We start from the raw sequence: 21,345 nt of genomic DNA on the forward strand, positions 1-21,345 counted from the left end.
TCATGATTTGCTAAACTTACATAAAGTCTACACTAAGAATGTCGAAAGGTAGCAATTTGTAAATGAACAATATCAAATCCAATGGTTTATTTGATTCATTTTGGGTTAATTTTTCGTTACTTATGATTTTTTTTACTTTAAGTTAAAAACAATTCATCGCATTCAAAAAAATAGGGCGGCAAAGAAAACTTTGCCATCCTATTTTTTATTCTATACAGGTGTACACAACGCTTACTCCAAAATTACCATTTTCTTGGTCGCAGTAAACTCCGTAGTCTCCAAAGTGTAGTACAACACCCCACTGGCCCCTAGTTGTTCCTTCTTCAAGGTCACCTGGTTGTTGCCTTTGCTGTAGTTGCCTTCCACTTTGTAGATCGTGGCACCCTTCACATCTCTTACCGTTAGCGTTCCTTTCGTCGCCTTGGGCAACATGAACCCGATTACCGTTTCATCGCTGAAGGGGTTCGGCGTGTTCTGACGCAGCTCGTAGGCTTCGGCAGCTTGGATACCCTCAAAGTTCAAGGCTATACCCAGGTTCTCGTTGTTTTGATCGTAGGCTTCAGGAGATAACAGACGGTTCAAACTCAGGGTACTGCTCAACTTCGCATCTGCTTTGGCACGGAGTACCAGTGTGAACAAAGCTCCTGGCTCGTATTTGCTGTTCCACGATGTGGTGATCAAGCCTTCGTTTTTGAAAACCCCAAAGTTCTCTGCCTTGGCCACTCCGTATTCAATGTCCACAAGTTCGACTTTGCTTTGATCCAGGTTCAGTGCAAACTGGTAGCCCTGGATGTTTTTCAAGTCTTCAGCGGTAAAGCTCACTTTGTATTCATTACCCGACTTCAGGTTTTGTTCCAAAGTCTTGAGTTTGAAGTTGGCTTTGGTTCGTACTTCTGCACTCGCTGCACTGTTTACACTCGCACTCGCATTCACATCCCCTACCTTGATCGCCACGAAATTCGCTGTTACATTGTTCGCGATGTCGTTGATGCTCACTACTTCCGGGAAAGCAGCTGACCATGGGTTGCCTGGATTCGGAAAGACATAAGTAGCATCCACAAATCTCCAACTTGTGTTGTTTGCAAAATGCGTGTCAATGTTCAGAATCAACTTGCGTAGGGCAATCAAATCCAGGGTAGAGATCGACTTGGAATTATTCGCATCCGCTGCAATCATCTTGTAAGGACTGTTCAAAGCTTGTACACCCAGTATATGCTTCTGGATAAGGACAAGGTCGAAGGTCGATACTCCATTCAGGTGGTTTTTATCCAATTGTGGCGTTACGGTGAAGTCACCACCTTTGCTCAGATTGATGAAAGAGTAGCCACCATTGGCCGCCGTTGTTGCATTCTGAGAAGTGGTGCCGCTCAGCGTGATGCTCGCTCCCTGTAGGTTCGCATTGCCTTCGGTGCTGATCGTACCCGCTACACTCACTCCGGTGGCCGAACCTGGACACACCCCGCGGCTGTCAATCAACTCGACAAAGGTGATGCAGAAGTCGTGATTGCCAGCGTTGTCCCAGGCATGTAATTCTACCAAAATTGGTGAGTTATTGATGTCTGTACAAGTGAAGTTCAATCCCGTTTGGTCTTTGTTTACGGGGCTTCCTACTCGATTGATTGAGTATTTGGTCACCAGTTTCAGGCCATCCTTGGTCTCTGCTCCCTGACCGTTGCAGTCGTAGATTTTCGAAGCCACAAAGTCCGTGGCCCATACCGCCATCATGCCACCACCATTGCCGTCGGGCATGATTCCTGTGCTCAGTCCATTGATACAAATTGGGGCTGGGGCCTTGCAATCCTTCACCACGAATGGGATCCGGGTCGGTAGGCTCAGGTTGCCACATTCGTCGCGGCCCACCACAATCAAGTCGTGGGTGCCTTCGGGCAGGTTCGACACCTTGATCTCAAACTGGCCATTGCCCAAATCTTTGGTGCTCCAGCGTGGAGTTGAGTACAGGATCATCTGGCCTGCTTCCAAAGTCTGGAATGGTGCAATCATCAGGAATTGAGTTTCCAACTCTACCTTGTCCGTACAGTTGTCCTTCAGGGTCACCACCTTGGTGATGTTCGCTGTACAAGCCGTTGGGCTGGTGCAGAACGTATCTCTCACTCCTGTTACCACTGGACGAGTGTCATCGTACACCTTGATGATTTGGGTGTAGATGAAGCTGTGGTAGAATTCTCCCGCTACTTCGCAATATGGAGGATAAATCCGGATGTCATCGGCATTGTTGTGGATCAAGTCCTTAGAAATGTAGAACTCTTCAACTCCATCCCGAACACCACGTTCGCGATCCCGTACCAGTACATAGACCGGCGCTTTGCCATAGTTGCCAAACACGGCCCGATCGATGATCGAGATATTCGTTTGCAACAGTGGGTCACCACAACGGTCATCGTAAGTACACCAGTTGATTACGGAGTAAGTCCGGAAAATCTTGTAGCACTCATCATCCGACGCGTCATAACGTTTGTCGTGCACATTCACCGCCAGGATGTCACATCCCAGTTCGTCGGTGATCACCGTGTCGATGATTGGCGTTTTGCAATCTGTGGATACATCTTTAGGGAAACAAATGTTGTATTCGTGGACGGGATTGACCCAGATGCGTTGCGTACAAGTGATCGAAATTGGTCCTTTCACCGTTTGTTTGGTCAATGTCCAAATCCGGTCGATGTAGCCATAACCACACTTCAATTTTTTCACTGTTGAATAAACTGTATCCAGCGCCGCACAGTCACTACCCGTAGTGATGGTCACATCACCAAAGATTTTCGCTGAAGCCACTTTGTCATCAATTTGAGCCAGACCTTTGTCGTCACAATCAACCGTGATCGCCCATGGAGCAATACAGGTCGGTGCTACCTTGTCTTCGATCAACAAGTCCATCCAGCAGTAGTTGGTATTGCCATAGATGTCGCCACCCCACAGCTCGACCGTTACTCTTTCGGTCAAATCGCAGCAGAAGAACTCTACAAAATCCAACAGCGGAGTCATCAATTTGCCACCTTTCAGAATGAACGTTTCGCCAAAGTCAGCAATGTCACCATCGCCATTCAGGTCAAAACCATCCGCTTTGCTTACATCGCCGTCTGCGGGTAAGGCGTCCAATTTGCCGTTGCCGTTCGTGTCGTAGCCCTTTTGGATGAAGCTCGCTGCACAGCCATCGGGTACATTGCGGCGTACCGCGATCCAGGCCAGTTTGCAATTGTCCCAGCTGCCCTCGTCGATGTCTTCAGCGCTTACCTGAGCATAACCGCTGGTGTAGCCATTGGCATTGCTCAGGGTCACATGCAAGTCGTCATCACACTTCATCACCGGGGCAATCTTGTCCTTCACTTCGAACACAAAGCAAGTTGTGGAAGCATTGTAGCAGCCATCGAAGGCTTCAATCACCATCAGGTGTTTGCCCACTGGCAGACCGATCATCATGCCATTCATCACCGCATATTCCACTTTATCCCAGCAGATGTCATCTTCTTTGGTGCAATCGCCAAGACGATAAGTTTCATTGTCTCCACGCAGCTCGCCTGCCTGCTTACGATCGGCTTCGATACAGATTGGATCTTCTGGTCCTTCGTAGACGAGAATTCCTTTCACATAACGATCCTTCGTGTATACACTCGTACTGATATTGCCCAAGTTACAGTTGTCCTTGATCGTCACGCCAAAGGCGGTTTTGATCCCTGCTACTGTCACCGGAATGGCTGCGGTGCAATCCATTGGGCCAGTCGAGATGTCGTAAGGTGCGCCGTGTGCATACTCAACCGTTGGTGCCGTGAAGTCCCCAATTTTGATCAGGATGTGGAAGGTATCAACGATACCACCTGCACACCAATCAAATACGTATAGTTCACGATCGATCTTCACTCCTTTACCCCCACAGATTGGGAACTCGGTGTCTTTGATTTGTACCGAATAGTTGCATTCCACCTGATCGATGAACAAACAACGTGGGTTGTTAGAACTATTGAAGTAGCTGCATACATAGGGCGTTACATCTTCCTTCTTGATCAGGCTCTTATCCGGGGTACAGGAATTGTATTCCACCACCCGATCGTATTTCCCTTCGCCAGGGCCGTTGAACACAAAGTCATCAACTGCTGGGCGGGTGAATTTGATACTTTGTACATAGGAGGAACGCATCCCGTTGCAATCCGTGGCTGTCCATTCCCGAGCAATTTTGGCATAAATGCCTCCATTCACCTTCATGTCTTCGCAGGAATAGAATTCTACCTTATCCGTCCATTTCAAGGTTACCCGGCAACCGCAGTTGTAGCAATTGTCCTTGAAGTAAGCATAACCCAGGTTTTGGATGTTGTCATTCACCAAACTTGGTGGAATCAAGCCCAATTGGCAAGCATCACCTGTTCCAGCAATGCCTTCGGCATTGTTGATAGTTTGGCTGCTGGTTGCCGCTGGGCGTGGAGAAGACGTAGCCTTTAAATTACCAATTGTTAGGCGATTGTTCAACACGTAGTTTACATCGTAGCAATCTAGGATGAAATCATCCGGGGCACACACCAAGATTGGTGCCGTTTTGTCTTCAGCCGTTACTTTGCCCCAGCAAATGATGTTGCCAAAGGTGTCGAACAAGCCGTAGGTCCACACTCCCGCACAATCGATCAGGCCGCCGTTGCTTGGATCATTGTCCATAACTCGAACCGTCCCGCCACCACAATTTACATCTGAAACCAGATTGCCTGTCAAAAGGAATTGGCAGTTTTCGTCCAAACTGACCGTTACATCCTGACAAGCGCAGTTGGCTACCCGGAAGCGTTGTTGTACCTGCTGTACACAGCCAGGATCAGCAGGGTTTTGTGAGCCCGGAGTACCTGCATCAAAGCTGTACACCAAGGTATGGGTGCCCACCGACAAAGTCGCAGGATTGATTGTCAGTTGAGTAGGCGCTGCGCCTGCCCCAACCTGGGTGTTCCCATCCAAAATAAAGGTGCCCGTTCCCGCTGCGTTGTTCGCCACAGTGCCCGTCACTGTGAAGGGTGCTGCATTGGGCGACACCAAGGCTGGGAGACCAGTAAACACCGGATCAGGGTAATAACAGGTATTGCCAATTTCCAGGGTGTCACCTCGGCCATTGGTTACTGAAATGGTATAACCCGCTCCGTCGCGGTGATAGCCAAGTAAGTCAAAAACTCCAGTCCCCACACCCGTTTCAGGAATGGTAGCACCAGTAGTATAAGCCACCGTGGCATTGACGTCGCTATACAAACCCGTCACACTAACAATCGTCCAGGTTTGACCAGATGGGCCTTCAACCGTCACCGTTTCACTAAAAGTACCCAGATCGGTGGTTGTGCCATTCTCGATCAAAGGAGAGTTGTTCATACAGGTGCAAGGGTCGTGGATGCTGACCATTGGTGGGGTACAACCTTCGTCGGTCACCCCGTCGCAGTTGTTGTCAACGCCGTCGCATACCTCAGTCGCTGTCGGATTTATTGCAGGATCATTGTCGTTGCAATCGCCGCTGGTTGCGGTCAATTCAGAAGCTACTTTGTAGCCTACAGGGCGCAAGCATTGGGTTAAGGTCGTGCCGCTGGAATAACCATCGTTGTCCACATCAGCATACCAAATCTGACCCGGTTTTTCCAAAACATCGTTGTCATCACAATCGGTGTTGTTGGTCACGTAGCCGCTGGGTTGGCTGCAAGCTTGTTGGCTTACGGCAGGATCACCAAAACCATCGTTGTCCACATCCGCGTAGTAGGTCGTGGTGACACCTTCATCGGTAGTGCCGTTGCAGTTGTTGTCGATGCCATCGCAGATTTCCGTCGCATCAGGATTTATCGCAGCGCTGTTGTCGTTGCAATCGGTATTGTTGGACACAAAACCGGTGCCGCAACTTCCACTAAAAGTCATACTGTTGTTGGGGTCGCCATATCCGTCGTTGTCCGTATCTGCATAACAAACAACATTATCGATCATGGTCAGCACCACATCGTTGCCGTCGCCGCCAGTGTAGGAAATGGTCGCATTAAAGTTGCTCCCAAGAAAGTTGCTGAGGATAGCCCCTTGAGCAAGTCCGGTAAACGTTCCCATGATGGCATCTGCGCTGCCGTCGTTATTCACGATGATGAAGCTTTGTCCATTCGCAGGACTGTGGGTTCCGCTGAGTATGAGTTCCACCCCAGAGAGGTTTACCTCACCAGAAACGCTCAATTGGTTGTAGCCTGAACCCGGCGTAATGCCGTTGATGACAATCGCCAAGTCGCTACCAAAAGAAAGGGTGCTGGCGGTAACATCCGTGCCAGTGAAAGTTGGTTTGACCGCCGCCGGAGAGGCTCCCGGATCGAGAAGTACGGTACCGCCCGCAGCATTGATGCCACCACCCTGGATAGCCACATCGCTGTTGCTGATGAGTTGCAGATTGGTGGCTGCTGGTCGGGTAATCCCGACGCTCACCATGATCGCGCCACTACTAGCACTACCGATAATCAGCGTACCCGCAGTGATGCGGTCTAGTTCCGCATCGGTCAGGCCAAGTCGTGTAGGGGTATCCTCCGAACCTAAATTTATGATTCGACTATTTGTTATTGGTGCGATGGTAACTTTATTGGTGCCGGCCGAAATCGAAGAGGCGGGATCCAAATAAACAATATCCCCATCTATCGTAATATCGCCCGCCGTTGTCGTAATTGCACCACCTGGCTGATTGGCTAATGCCTCGGAGGCCGCACTAGTCGGGGAAAAACCAGTGATCTGGATGTCTCCACTACCAGTAGCTGAGATGCTACCTCCGTTTCGTACACCGTCGTTGTCAGTGCCAGTGAGGCCGCCAGTACCTTCCAACAGGAGATTACCTGTGCCCGTAGTGGCTATTGTGCCCATGTTTTCGATACCATGCTGTATTCCATTGCTGTCAGTACCCCCGCGGCCAGTTAAAGCGACGGTGCCATTGATCGACCGGACTATTGCTCCGTTGAGCAGGGTGATGCCAATGAATAAGCCTGTACTCGAAGTCGTTTGCTGGTTGGCTTCTAAAGTCAAATTCCCATTTTCGGTTTCAATGCTAGCATTGCTATTGATGAACAGGGATTTACTCACTTTTACGGTGGCAGTGCCTGTTCCAGAAAGAAGTAAATTGACGTTGTTCGCTACTGCAAAAGCGTCGACACCCGGCGTAGCATCATCATTTTGTAAATCCACATCAAGGTTGGCATTGCTAGCGAAGGTGATGTCGCCGTTAAAATTGACCGCATCGTCGCCCACACCACCATTGACGGTCAGGCTGGGCAGGTTTGCGGTAAAAGCACCGATGCTGATGTTGTCGTTGCCCACTGCAGTATTGACCGTAATGGAACTAGCACCCGCAAGGGCTACGTCTGCGGGGAGATTAAAAGTAAGCCCTCCGTTCAGAGAGTAAGTACGTCCAGTGGCGTTGAACCGGATGTTGGCACCATTTTGAGTGACCGTAAGCGTCTCGCCATTGCCCGCAACGTCAGTGATGACGATGGCACCAGCGGTGGTCGTGATGATGTAGTCGGGACAAGCGGATGAACCATCAATGGTACCATCGCAGTTGTTGTCGATGCCATCACAAATCTCCGTTGCAGCGGGGTTGATCGCAGCATTATTGTCGTTGCAATCTCCACTGGTCGCCGTCAGTTCTGCCGCTACTTTGTAGCCTACAGGGCGTAAGCATTGGGTCAAAGTGGTGCCATCAGAATAGCCGTCGTTGTCCACATCGGCGTACCAGACTTGGCCTGGTTTTTCCAAAACATCGTTGTCATCACAATCGGTGTTGTTGGTCACGTAGCCACTCGGTTGGCTGCAAGCCTCTTGGCTTACCGCAGGGTTACCAAAACTGTCTCCGTCTTGATCGCGGTAGTAAGTTGTTAGTCCGCCTTCATCCGTGGTGCCGTTGCAGTTGTTGTCGATGCCATCGCAGATTTCCGTCGCGCTGGGTTTGATGGCAAAGTTGTTGTCGTTGCAATCGCCCGTGGTAGCCGTCAATTCAGCGGCAACTTTGTAGCCCACTGGGCGCAGGCATTGGGTCAGGGTCGTTCCGCTAGAATAGCCGTCGTTGTCTACATCGGCGTACCAGATTTGGCCCGGTTTTTCCAGAGCATCGTTGTCGTCACAGTCGGTGTTGTTCGTGACGTAGCCACTGGGTTGGCTGCAAGCTTGCTGGCTCACCGCAGGATCGCCAAAGCCATCGTTGTCTGAATCCGCGTAATAGGTCGTAGTTACCCCTTCATCCGTGGAACCATTGCAGTTGTTGTCGATGCCATCGCAGATTTCCGTCGCGCTGGGTTTGATTGCAAAGTTGTTGTCGTTGCAATCACCACTCGTCGCAGTCAATTCGGAAGCTACTTTGTAGCCTACAGGACGCAAACACTGCGTAAGGGTTGTACCGCTAGAATAGCCGTCGTTGTCCACATCGGCGTACCATACCTGCCCTGGTTTTTCCAAAGCATCGTTGTCATCACAATCGGTATTGTTGGTCACGTAGCCACTCGGTTGGCTGCAAGCCTCTTGGCTCACCGCTGGATTACCAAAACTGTCTCCGTCTTGATCGCGGTAGTAAGTTGTTAGTCCGCCTTCATCCGTGGAGCCGTTGCAGTTGTTGTCAATACCGTCGCAGATTTCCGTCGCACCAGGGTTGATGCTGCCTAAATTGTCGTTGCAATCGCCCGATGTTGCTATCAATTCAGAGGCTGCTTTGTAACCCGTTGGCCGCAGGCACTGGATTGCAAAGGTACCTTGGGAGTAACCATCACCGTCCACATCTACGTACCAGATTTGACCCGGTTTTTCCAAAACATCATTGTCGTCACAATCGGTATTGTTGGACACAAAACCTGTGCCGCAGCCTCCGCTAAAAGTCATACTGTTGCTGGGGTCGCCATATCCGTCGCCATCTGTATCTGCGTAGCAAAGGATATTATTGATCACCGTTAGCACCACATCGTTGTTGTCCGAGCCACCAGTATAAAAAATCGCTGCATTGAGTCCACTTCCTCGGAAATTGTTGATGATTGCCCCTTCAGCTAAACCTGTAAACGTACCGATAATGGCATCGGTACCATCATTGTCTACGATGGTGAAGATGTTAGCACCTACGGGTATATAAGTGCCAGCAAACAATAAATCTACACCAGTGAGGTTTACTGTACCTGCCACTTTGAGTTGGGTGTAAGTACTGCCCACACCATTGCCCAAGGTGGTGCCATTGATGGTAATTTGCAAATCGCTGGCAAAGGAAAGGGTACTAGCCGTTACGTCCGTGCCGTTGAAGCTTGGTTTTACTGCCGCAGGTGAGGTGCCTGGATCGAGCAGTAGGGTACCGCCGGCGGTATTAAAGCCACCACCACTGATGAGGACATCCCCATTGCTAATGAGTTGCACATTTGTACTGGCGGAGCGGGTGATGGGTTGTGAAACCGTGATGGCACCACTTGTAGCACTACCGATGACCAAAGTGCCAGCAGTGATGCGGTCTAATTCTTCATCGGTTAGGCCAAGTTGTGTAGCGGTATCGTCCGTACCTAAATCGATGATTCGACCGCCTGTTGTTGGTGCGATGGTAACCTTATTTGAGCCTGCCGAAACAGAAGATGTGGGATCTAAATAAACAATGTCCCCGTCTATGGTAATATCGCCCGATGTTGTCGTAACTGCTGCGCCAGACTGGTTGGCAAATGCCTCGGAGCCCGTAGTAGTAGGGGCGATACCCGTGATCTGGATGTCTCCACTACCAGTAGCTGAAATTGTACCAACATTTCTTACACCGTCGTTGTCTTCGCCTGAGGGGCTACCAGTTCCTTGTAACAAGATATTGCCTGAGCCTGTGGTTGTAATCGTCCCCAAATTGTAAATACCGTATTGATCGTTAGCGGTGCCTCCTTTACCAGCTAGCTTAAGGTTACCGTTGACTGACCGAACAACGCCCCCAGACAAAAGCCTGATGCCAATGAATAAGCCTGTAATCGATGTCGTTTGCTGGTTGGCTTCTAAAGTCAAATTTCCATTTTGGGTTTCAATGCTAGAATTTCCATTGATGGACAGGCTTTTGCTCACTTTTACGGTGGCCGTACCTGTTCCGAAAAGTAGTAAATTGGCGTTGTTCAATACCACAAAAGCGTCGGCCCCGGGTGTGGCATCATCGTTTTGCAAATCTACATCCAGGTTAGCATTGCTGGCAAAATTGATGCCACCGTTAAAATTGACCAGATCGTCACCCACGCCCCCATTAATGGTCAGGTCGGGCAAATTGGCCGTAAACGCTCCAATGTTGATGATATCATTACCCGTAGCGGCGTTAACTACAATGCTGGTAATACCCGCAAGCGCTACATCAGCAGGGGTGGTAAAAAGCGTTGCGGGAGCGCCATTGATGGAATAAGATCGTCCCGTTGCGTTGAAACGGATATTGGTACTACTCTGAGTGATATCCAATATTTCGCTATTGCCTGCAATATCTGTAATGGTCAGTACATTGCCAGTAGTGGTGATGGTATAGTCTGGAGTAATGCCTATGCCCTGAACATCAAAACGATACTGGCTTTCACCCAAGTCATTGTTGGCAATTCTGATGGTGGCATTTCTGGTGCCTAGTGCAGACGGGTTAAAATTGACTACAAAGGTTGTAGATTGCCCTGGGCTGATTGTATCGGGTAAGGTGATGCCACTAATGGAAAAATCGCTGGCGTGGGTTCCAAAGATCGTGATGGATCCGGCGTTGAGATACAAATCACCTCCGGTTCCACCAGTGTTTTGGATGGTAAAAGTATGACTCAGGGTACCAGCGCTAACATCAAACGAACCAAAATCCGTATCATCTAACGGAGAAGGAGTGATATCGCCTGAAGTAATATTTTGGCCAAGCCCGGTTACATTAATTTCTGGCGAAACGCCAACAGCACTTACGTTAAAAGTATAAGGAGATTCGTCGGTATCGTTACTTAAAATGCTGATGGTAGCGGTTCTTGGCCCATTGCCACTGGCGTCTATTATTACAGGAAAAGTAACTGAATCACCAGGAGCGATGGTGAAGGGTAAAAATACCGTTCCGATACCAAAATCCCCGTCTCCTGACTTTGTGATACCTCCTGCCGGAATGACCAAATTAGCAGTTCCCGTATTTTGTATCGTAAAGGTATGAACGACCGGATCAGTTGAGTAAATATCAATGTTACCAAAATCAGTGAGGTCAGCAACGTTGGGAGATGTATCCCCATCTAAAATGCTTAACCCGTTTCCTTTAGTATTGATTTCGGGAGCAGCAGGGGTAATCACGGTGATCACCACATCGTTGCCCGAGCCACCTGTATATGAAATAGTTGCATTGAGTCCACTTCCTCTAAAATTAGCAATCGTAGCTCCTTGCGCCAAACCTGTAAATGTTCCCACAATAGGATCGCTGCCGTCATTTTCCACGATGGTGAATGTTTCACCTCCGCTGGGAACATAAGAACCCGTAAAGAGCAAGTCTACACCCGTAAGGTTTACTGCCCCCACTACATTGAGTTGGGAATAGCTACTGCCCGTACCATCACCTGCGCTTGTTCCATTGATGGCGATGCTTAAATCACTGGCAAAAGAAAGGGTGCTAGCCGTTACGTCCGTGCCGTTGAAAATTGGTTTTACTGCCGCAGGCGAAGTGCCTGGGTCGAGCAATAAGGTGCCACCGCCGGTATTGAATCCGCCGCCACTGATGAGGACATCGCCGCCGCTGACGAGTTGTACATTGGTGCTGGCAGGGCGGATTATATCTGCTGAAACTGTAATATTGCCACTGTTGGCATTACCAATGGTGATGTTGCCCGTGGTGATGTTGTCAAGTTCGGTATCGCTCAGTCCGAGTGGCCCGCCGACGGTATTGGTAGTCGTACCCAGATCGATTTGTACGTTGTTGGTGTATGGGCGCAAGGTAGTGGTGCCTGTGTTCTGGGTACTAACTGTACTCGCCAAACCCATGCTGTTGGCGATGAGTGTGATGTTACCACCATTCGTTGCAGTAGTAAGCTCAGCCGAAAGTGTATGACTGATGCCAATGCCACTTGAACCACTACCTTCGATGCCCGTTACGGTTATGTTGCCACCACTTGAAGTAATTTGAGTACCAGGGTTTAACATTCTAACACCAATATTACTACTTCCGGCACCGCCTCCACCTTGTCCGCTTACCGATACCGTGCCGCTGCCGCCAGCACTGACCTGCGCATTGGTGATCATATTGACTCCATAATTGTTGCTGCCTGTACCTATGCCCCCGCCTACTGCGTTTATCGTTACGTTACCACCCGACGAACTGATTAAGGTGCCAAGATTCTGCATGTAGAGGCCAACATTGGAACCGCCCCCTGTAGCTGCGCCACCATTGGCTTGTATGGTTACGTTACCACTACCACCTGCTACTACCTGAGCAGCATCAACCATGGCCAACCCTTGGTTAGCTACGGAAGTGCCTAAGCCCCCACCTTGTGCCGTGATATTGATGTTTGCATTGGTACTGCCTATTCTTGAATTGGTGTTAAAGACATATACGCCATAGTTACTGTTTCCACTCGTGCTTGCCCCTGTGCCGTTTACCGTTACGACACCTGAACCACCTGATGAAATTAGCCCGCTGGCGAGGACAAAAACACCTATGTTATTATCACCCGCTGAGGTACCACCGCCTTGCCCGCTTACGCTGACATTGCCACCCGAAGAAGTGATTTGGGCGTTGTTCGTAGTCACATACACCCCGTGATTGTTTCCTCCCGTTGTATTCCCCCCTGTGCCACTCACACTTACAGCACCGGTACCAGTAGCTGTAATTTTGGCTGCATTTTGGACAAAAACACCAATATTAAGGGTAGAACCACCCGAGCCACCACCTTGCCCCGTTACACTGACATTGCCACCACCAGAGGTAATTTGGGTATTGGCATCGTCTATTAAAATTCCGTAGTTGTTGTTTCCTGTGGTAGTCCCGCCCGTGCCTTGCACGGTAATCGAACCGCTGCCACCTGCGGTAATGGTGCCACCCAATTCCATCCAAATACCATAATTGTGGATACCTGAGCCAGTACCGCCACCGACTCCGGTTACGCTCACATTTCCACCAGAGGATGTTATAAAAGTACTAGTCGAACCTGCTACGTAAACCCCTGCGTTAAAGTTACCAGTGCCTGCGCCACCCGTACCATTCACAGTCACAGTGCCACTGCCACCCGCAGTAATGCTGGCATTCGTGGTCACGCTTACTCCCATGCAAGTGGAGCTGGCACCCGTACTTCCTCCGAGGCCCACAACCGAGACATTCCCACCCAAAGAGGTGATGCGTGCATTTGTCCCCGTCACGTACACACCAACATTGGCGTCGGCTGATGCAGCGCCCACTGAGCCTTGTATGGTAGCCGTAGCGCTGGTACCGCCACTGATCAATCCTCCATTTTGTACAAGTACTCCATATTGGTTGATTACCGAGTCGTTGCCACTTTTGCCTTTGACCGTCAGGGTTCCTGTGCCATTGACCCGTACTGTAGCGCCAAACATCGATATCCCGGAAAAGTTACCCGTACTGGCAGTAGCCTGCTGATTGGCTTCCAGGGTAAGGTTACCGTTGACAGTTTCGAGTGAAGCAGTACCATTGCTAAAGTTGATGTTGCGGCTCACTTTTATTACAGCGGCACCAGTGCCGGAGAGCACTAGATGGGCATTGTTGGTAAAGGAAACCTGATCGGTGCCAGGAGTGGCATCATCGTTTTGCATATCCACATCCAGGTTGGCATTGGCAGCGAAGGTGATGTCGCCGTTCATTCTCACCTGGTCATCACCTGTACCACCATTGATGGTCAGGCTAGGAAGGTTGGCGCTAAATGCGGATACATTGATGATGTCATTGCCTACTGCGGTATTGATCGCAATGGAGCTGGCACCAGAGAGTGCTACATCCGCAGGAAAATTGAGCGTAGCGCCCCCATTTAGGGAATAAGTACGTCCCGTCACATCGAAACGGATGTTGGCGCCATTTTGGCTGACGTTGAGCGTTTCGCCATTGCCGGCTGCATCGGTAATGACGATGGCTCCAGCAGTAGTGGTGATGGTATAGTTGGGACATACCGATGGCCCGTCGATGGTACCATCACAGTTGTTGTCGATTCCATCACAAATTTCGGTAGCGCCGGGGTAAATGGCTGCATTGTTGTCGTTGCAGTCCCCACTGGTTGCCAATAATTCGGTGGCCAATTTATAGCCAGTTGGCCGAGTACAATTCGTGATGGTGCCTGCGCCAGTTTGGGCATAAGCGTCGTTGTCGGTATCCTTGTACCAGACGGGGCATGCGGTCACCGTAAACGTACAGGTAGCCATGAGGTTATTGCTGGCTGTTGCGGTGATGGTGATGGTATGTACTCCTGCGCTCAATACGGTTCCTGCAACCGGGCTTTGGGTCACTGAAATGGGTGTACAAACACCCGATGCGGTGGCAAGCGACGTGTAGTCAGGTAAGGTAAAGGTGCCACCGCCATTCAATGTCGCGGTTTGATTGCTTGGGCAGGTAATACTCGGAGCTGAGTTGCACGCTGAGGCGCTTTGTAACTCGTGCACACCCATGTCAACCGTAGAGCCAAAGGGGCGTGCATTGCCGTACAAATCGTTGGCAGGCGCCCCGGTATTCGTGCCCGTATTGACCGCTGGAGAGATATTTTGTAACTGAAGGTCCCCCCCTGCTGCGTTGACAAAAATTGGATCGGTGTTAAAAAGGCTGTTATCGGCAGTAACGCCTGCCGGGGCGCTGACACCATTGATGAGGCTATAGGAAAGCGTCATGGTAGCCATGCCTTCGAGCAGGATTTCATTGGTATTTTGCCATAGAATACAATTGCGAAGCAGCATGGGGCTGGTCGGAGCAACACTTGTTGTGTGGTAGACCGCGCTACCGCCGTTGGTGGCGGCATTGTTGTAAAAGGTGCAATTGGTGAAGGTTGAAGTGATCCGCCCGCTGGGAGCACCATTGGCATAATAAGCGCCGCCTTTGTTCCCGGAAGTGTTGTTCATAAAAATACAGTTGGTAAAACTGTGGTTTATGAAGCCTGAAGAGGATCCGTTGGCATGAACTGCTGCACCATTGCTGGTAGCATTGTTGTCCCTAAAAATACAATTGGAAAAAGTTGCTTCGCCATTTCCACTTGGTGCAGCTTCGTTGTAAGCCCCACTATTGCTGGTTCCGGTGGAGGTATTGTTTGAGAAAGTACAATTATTGACCGTGGTGCTGGTGCGCCCTCCATTTGAATTAGAATAGATGCCAGCGGCATAAAACTCTTCGCTGTTCCCAGAGATGGTGGAATTTTCAAGCAATAAAATAGCCTTTCCACTAGAACTTGAGCCAAAGTTGCCACTGTTGAAAACAGCAGGTCCCGCATTCCCCTGGATTTTGCAGTTGCGAATGGTGGCGCTACAACCGAATGGAAAGCCCGTTCCTTCATTGTGCAGGCCTCCGCCTGAAAACCCAGAAGCAAACTGACCTGCGGTAATGGTAAAGCCGTCTGCTGTACATCCTGCGGCTACATCCTGGATGTGCAAAACAATATTGGCATTCGTTCCTTGTACATCGGCAGCGGTGACTGCCGGGTTTGCGGTGTCGTTGTTGTCCAAATCGCCGCTGAGGATGGTTACGTTTGAAGCAAGGTTTCTTTGTGAAAGCAAGGTTTCTGTCCCCGCAAAGCCGCCATACAGGGCTAGCGGAAAGTTGATGTAAAACGTCTTGGCAGCAACACTGCCAGGGCTTGCATTTCCGGTTTTGTCTTTAGATGGTTTGTAAGTGCCAGATGATACCCAGATTTCCTGAATGTTGCTGCATCCACGTGCATAATCAATGGCGCTTTGCAAACTGGTGTAAGCGTTAGTCCAGGAAGTGCCATTATTGGTACCACTGGCGTTGTGTTTGACATAAAGGCGTGTCGCTGCGCCGCATGAGCTGTTAGTAGCCTGGGTATAGATGCTCACATTCAGAATGTCTCCCCCAGTGCCAAATGTGGCACCAGCAATGTATCCCTGTCCACCGGCATAAAAGCTAGTGTTGTTTCGAAAAACAGTTACTGAGTTCGTTGAAGAAGCAGTTGATACCCGGAAGGTATATTGATTACCCGAAGTGAAGGTCCTTGACCCGCTACCACCAGCAATATTGATGAAAATATGTCCGCCTCCTACATTGGTAAGCACAATGCCAGTCTGGGAATACTGTAGGGTTCCTCCAAAGCCATCTCCTTGAAAAATGTCCAGATTCCAGACAGGATTGCCATCACTGACGACGGTACCCCCATCAACCACGAGGCCAGCAAAAGTACCAGTACAGCCACTCATGGTAATGCTCTGTGCAAAATCGGTTGATGCGATTCCCCCTGAACCACCAACGGGTGCGCCAGTGTCCACACACAAAGTTTGGCTGATAGCCTGGAAACTAAAGCAGCATAAAACTGCAAGGAGTAGAGATTTGATTTGCATAGCGTACTTTGATTCAATCACACAATTTAAAAAGAGGGAGGAGGGTATGCTTTGGGACAAGTCAGCGGGCTGACGAGTTCAATCACACTTACTCACTTGATGTCTGTCGTCTTTTGCCCTTTTCATGAAGGAGCAATAAAAAATTAATGAGCAAAGCTAACTAAATGAAAAGACAAGAGGGTTCGCTCTCGTCTCTAAAAGGTTTGCTGGTGTAGCATTTTCTGGAATTTATATTGTTTTTTTTCACCTGTGTTTTGGGCAGTACCATTCTGAGTCCTCACAAAAAGCGACCTTTTGCCATCCCGCTATTTAGAATGGCTCATATTGGTACTTGGGTGCGGCATTTCAGAATACATTTCTTTCACCTTAATATTTGCTTGAATAAATCTTTATTTTGCAGCCTCATTTCATCAAAAAGGCTTTAATGGATTCATCGGCTGTTTTGACTTCCAATGTTGCAATTGACCAACAAGCACAGCAGCAATTGTCTATTCTTGGACCCAAGTCTGCTTTGTACAAAATCCAGTTGGGTGGCCGCATGTTCAATCTTTTCCTCTGGATTGGTTTCACTATTGCAGGTATTTTTTTGCCACTTAGTTTAGGCTTAGGCCTTTTCATTTTAGGGGTGGTCAATTACCTGATTTTACTCAGCTTCCGTTTGGGTAACTATTTTTTCACCAAACAAACCATCCGGCCCCAGGCTATTGCCGTCCCAGATCAGCAACTGCCCAGTTTCAGCATCATTTTTCCGCTAAAAAATGAAAACGAGGTTATTCATCAAACCATTCGGGCCTTAGAAGCCCTGGATTATCCTGCTGAGCTGATCCAAGTCATCGTAGTGGTAGAAGATACTGATCAAGTTACCCGTACGAGTTTGCAACAAATCAAATTGCCTGCACATTTTGAAATCCTGGACATTCCGGAAATGCCACCTTTCACCAAAGGAAGGGCCCTCTTGCATGCATTGGAATTGGCTAAGGGCACTTACATCACGGTGTATGATGCGGAGAGTTGTCCAGAGCCTCAGCAACTGCGCAAAGCAGCCTATAGTTTGATGAATGCATCAGGAGAAATCTGCTGCCAGGCCAAAATCAGCATTTCTAACCTCCAGAAAAACTGGGTCACCCGAAATTTTGCGGGAGAATACTACGAATGGTATGAGCAGCACCTGCTTGAACTTTCCAGTGCAAATTTGCCTTTTGGATTGGGGGGAAATTCTTTTTTTATTTCCAAACAAGCCCTGGTTGATGCTGGTGCCTGGGACCCTTTTAATGTGACCGAAGATGCGGATTTAAGTGTACGCTTGGTACAAAATGGGGTACAGCTGCGGATTCTGAATAGTTATACTACCGAAACCTGCCCAGAACAAGTGGGCAATTGGATCAATCAGCGTACTCGTTGGAACAAAGGTTTGTTCATTACGCAGTTGGTGCATTTAAGACGAACCATTTTTGATCCCCATTTTAAACTCAGTGGCTGGTTGAGTTTTTGGCTGCGGATGATTTGTGCCGCTTTGTTGCCATTTTTCAACCTTTACGTGGCTTTGTACATTTTGCTGGCAGACCTACCTTTTATACTCTCTTTTGCTTTTAGTGCAATCTTATGGATCCTCCTGGGGGTGAACCTTTTGTTGTCCTGGATCATCAATATCATTACTTATCGCCGTTTGGGCATCACCCAATCTTTTTTACACACTTTTTGGGACTCGTTTCGCTATTTGTTCCTGCACATCATTGCGGGATTCAAGTCTTTTTGGGAGTATTTTATTGCACCCTTGCAGTGGAATAAAACCGATCACTAATGCTCGGAAGGGTAAAAAACAGTGCGGCCCTTAGCCAATTGAATGACTAAGGGCCGCACTATTGTTAATGATTCAGATTTGCTTACTCCAGAATCACCATCTTCTTAGTCGCCGTAAAGTCCGTTGTTTCCAAAGTGTAGTACAATACCCCACTGGCACCCAACTGGCTCTTCTTCAAAACCAGCTGGCTGTTGCCCTTTGTGTAATTGCCTTCCACTTTGTACAATAAGGCACCCTTCACATCTCTGATTATTAGGGTCGCTTTCGTCGCCTTCGGCAGTGTGAACCCAATCAGTGTTTCATCGCTGAAGGGGTTGGGTGTGTTCTGCTTCAGCTCGTAGGCTTCACTGGCTTGGATGCCCTCAAAGTTCAAGGCTATACCCAGGTTCTCATTGTTTTGATCGTAAGCCTCGGGAGATACCACCCGATTCAAACTCAGGGTGCTGCTCAACTTCGCATCTGCTTTGGCACGGAGTACAAGTGTGAACAAGGCCCCTGGCTCGTATTTGCTGTTCCAAGAGGTCGTAATTAGTCCTTCGTTTTTGAAGATACCGAAGTTCTCTGCTTTTACTACACCGTATTCGATGTCCAGCAGCTCGACCTTGTGCTGATCCAGGTTCAGCGCAAATTGGTAGCCCTGGATGTTGTTGAGGTCTTCTGCGCTGAAGGTGACCTTGTATTCATTGCCTGCCTTCAGGTTCTGCTCCGGTGTTCTGAGCTTGAAGTTGTCATTGGTACGTACCTCCGCACTCGCTGCTCCATTCACACTTGCACTGGCGTTTACATCTCCAATTTTGATCGCGACAAAGTTCGCCGTTATATTGGCCGCAATGTCGTTGACGCTCACTACTTCCGGGAAAGCAACAGACCAGGGGTTGTTGACATTCGGGAAGTTGTAGCTTGCGTCCACAAACCTCCAGGAGGTATTGTTCGCAAAGTGGGTATCGATGTTGAGGATCAACTTGCGCAGGGCAATCAAGTCCAAGGTCGAGATCGACTTGGAATTGTTCACATCCGCAGCGATCATCTTGTATGGACTGTTCAAAACCTGTACTCCCAGGATGTGCTTTTGGATCAATACCAAATCAAAGGTTGATACCCCGTTGAGGTGGTTTTTGTCCAACTGTGGGGTCACCGTGAAGTCGCCGCCCTTGCTCAGGTTGACGAAGGAGTAGCTACCATTGGCAGTTGTAGTTGCATTCTGGGATGCAGCACCACTTAAGGTCATACTAGCCCCTTGCAGGTTGGCGTTGCCTTCGGTGCTGATCGTACCCGCTACACTCACTCCTGTGGCCGAACCTGGACACACCCCGCGGCTGTCAATCAACTCGACAAAAGTGATGCAGAAATCGTGATTGCCCGCATTGTCCCAGGCATGTAATTCCACCAGAATTGGGGAGTTATTGATGTCAACACAAGTGAAATTCAATCCCGTTTGGTCTTTGTTCACTGGCTGACCTACACGGTTGATCGAATATTTGGTCACCAGTTTCAAGCCGTCTTTGGTTTCTGGTCCTTGACCGTTGCAATCGTAAACTTTCGATGCAACAAAATCAGAAGCCCATACCGCCATCATGCCGCCGCTATTGCCGTCGGGCATGATGCCTGTGCTCAAGCCGTTGATACAGATTGGGGCTGGACCTTTGCAGTCTTCAACGGTGAATGGAATCCGGGTGGCCACGCTCAAGTTGCCACACTCATCCCGTACGACTACGATCAGGTCGTGCTTGCCTTCTGGAAGGTTAGATACGTTGATCTCGAACTGGCCGCCAGTCAAGTCTTTGGTGCTCCAGCGTGGAGTCGAGTACAGGATCATTTTGCTGGCATCCAAAGTTTGGTTTGGAGCAATCATCAGGAACTGTGTTTCCAAAGTCACTTGGTCAGAACAGTTGTCCTTGCCCGTGATCACCATTTTCAGGTTGGCCAAACAATCAGCACCTTCCCGGATGCAGAAGGCTGCTGGATCACCAGTTACGACTGGACGGGTGTCATCGTATACCTTGATGATTTGGGTATAGATGAAGCTGTGGTAGTACTCATCAGCAACCTCGCAGTAAGGAACTTCCTCTGTAACATCAATATCATCCGCATTCTTGGCGATCAAGTCCTTGGAAAGATAAAATTCTTCATCCCCATCCCGGTCTTTGTCCCGAACCAACAAATAGATGGGTGCTTTACCATAGTTGCCAAATACCTCACGACTGATGATCGAGACATTGGTTTGCAACAGTGGGTCGCCACAACGATCGTCGTAAGTACACCAGTTGATAACGGAGTAAGTACGGAAGATTTTGTAGCACTCATCATCAGATGCATCGTAACGCTTGTCTGTAACATTCACCGACAAGATGTCACAAGCCAGTTCGTCCGTGATAATCGTATCAATGATTGGCGTTTTACAATCAGTAGACACGTCTTTAGGGAAACAAATGTTGTATTCATGTACTGGATTGACCCAAATGCGTTGGGTACAGGTGATCGAGATTGGCCCTTTAACCGTTTGTTTGGTCAAAGTCCAGTTGCGATCGATGTAGCCATAACCACACTTCAATTTCTTCACAGTGGAATATGCGGTATCCAATGGAGCACAGTCACTACCAGTAGTGATGGTCACATCCCCAAAGATTTTCGCTGAAGCTACTTTGTCATCAATTTGAGCCAGACCTTTGTCATCACAATCAATGGTGATAGCCCAAGGAGCGATACAGGTTGGAGCCACCTTGTCTTCGATCAACAAGTCCATCCAGCAGTAGTTGGTGTTGCCGTAAACGTCTTCACCCCACAGTTCAACCGTGACACGCTCAGTGAGGTCGCAGCAGAAGAATTCTACAAAATCAGCCAGTGGAGACATCAGTTTGCCACCTTTAAGCACAAATGTTTCACCGAAGTCAGCCAGGTCACCGTCGCCGTTGCGGTCAAAGCCATCAGCTTTGGTCCAATCGCCATCCGCTGGCAGCGGATCCAATTTGCCGTTGTTGTTGGTGTCGTAGCCTTTTTGGATGAAGCTAGCAGCGCAAGCATCAGGCACGTTGCGGCGAGCCGCAATCCAGGCCAGTTTGCAGTTGTCCCAGGAACCTTCGTCGATGTCA

3 protein-coding genes are annotated in these 21,345 nt (G+C 49.1%); 1 reads left to right on the forward strand and 2 read right to left on the reverse strand.

Annotated elements, in window-relative coordinates:
- Window positions 1–231: 231 nt before the first annotated feature.
- A complete protein-coding gene (locus tag ACEW9O_RS10685; RefSeq protein WP_373550151.1) occupies window positions 232–16,455 on the reverse strand; it encodes a MopE-related protein in 16,224 nt (5,407 codons plus the stop codon).
- Between the two features lie 424 nt (window positions 16,456–16,879).
- Here ACEW9O_RS10685 and ACEW9O_RS10690 point away from each other — a divergent pair, with 424 nt between their 5' ends.
- Window positions 16,880–18,256, forward strand: coding sequence for a glycosyltransferase (locus ACEW9O_RS10690; protein ID WP_373550152.1), 1,377 nt, complete (start codon window positions 16,880–16,882; stop codon window positions 18,254–18,256).
- Between the two features lie 82 nt (window positions 18,257–18,338).
- Here ACEW9O_RS10690 and ACEW9O_RS10695 read toward each other — a convergent pair.
- The coding region (locus ACEW9O_RS10695; RefSeq protein WP_373550153.1) for a T9SS type A sorting domain-containing protein at window positions 18,339–21,345 on the reverse strand (3,007 nt) is incomplete at its 5' end.

It is taken from the genome of Haliscomenobacter sp., assembly GCF_041740695.1.
GTDB lineage: Bacteria > Bacteroidota > Bacteroidia > Chitinophagales > Saprospiraceae > Haliscomenobacter.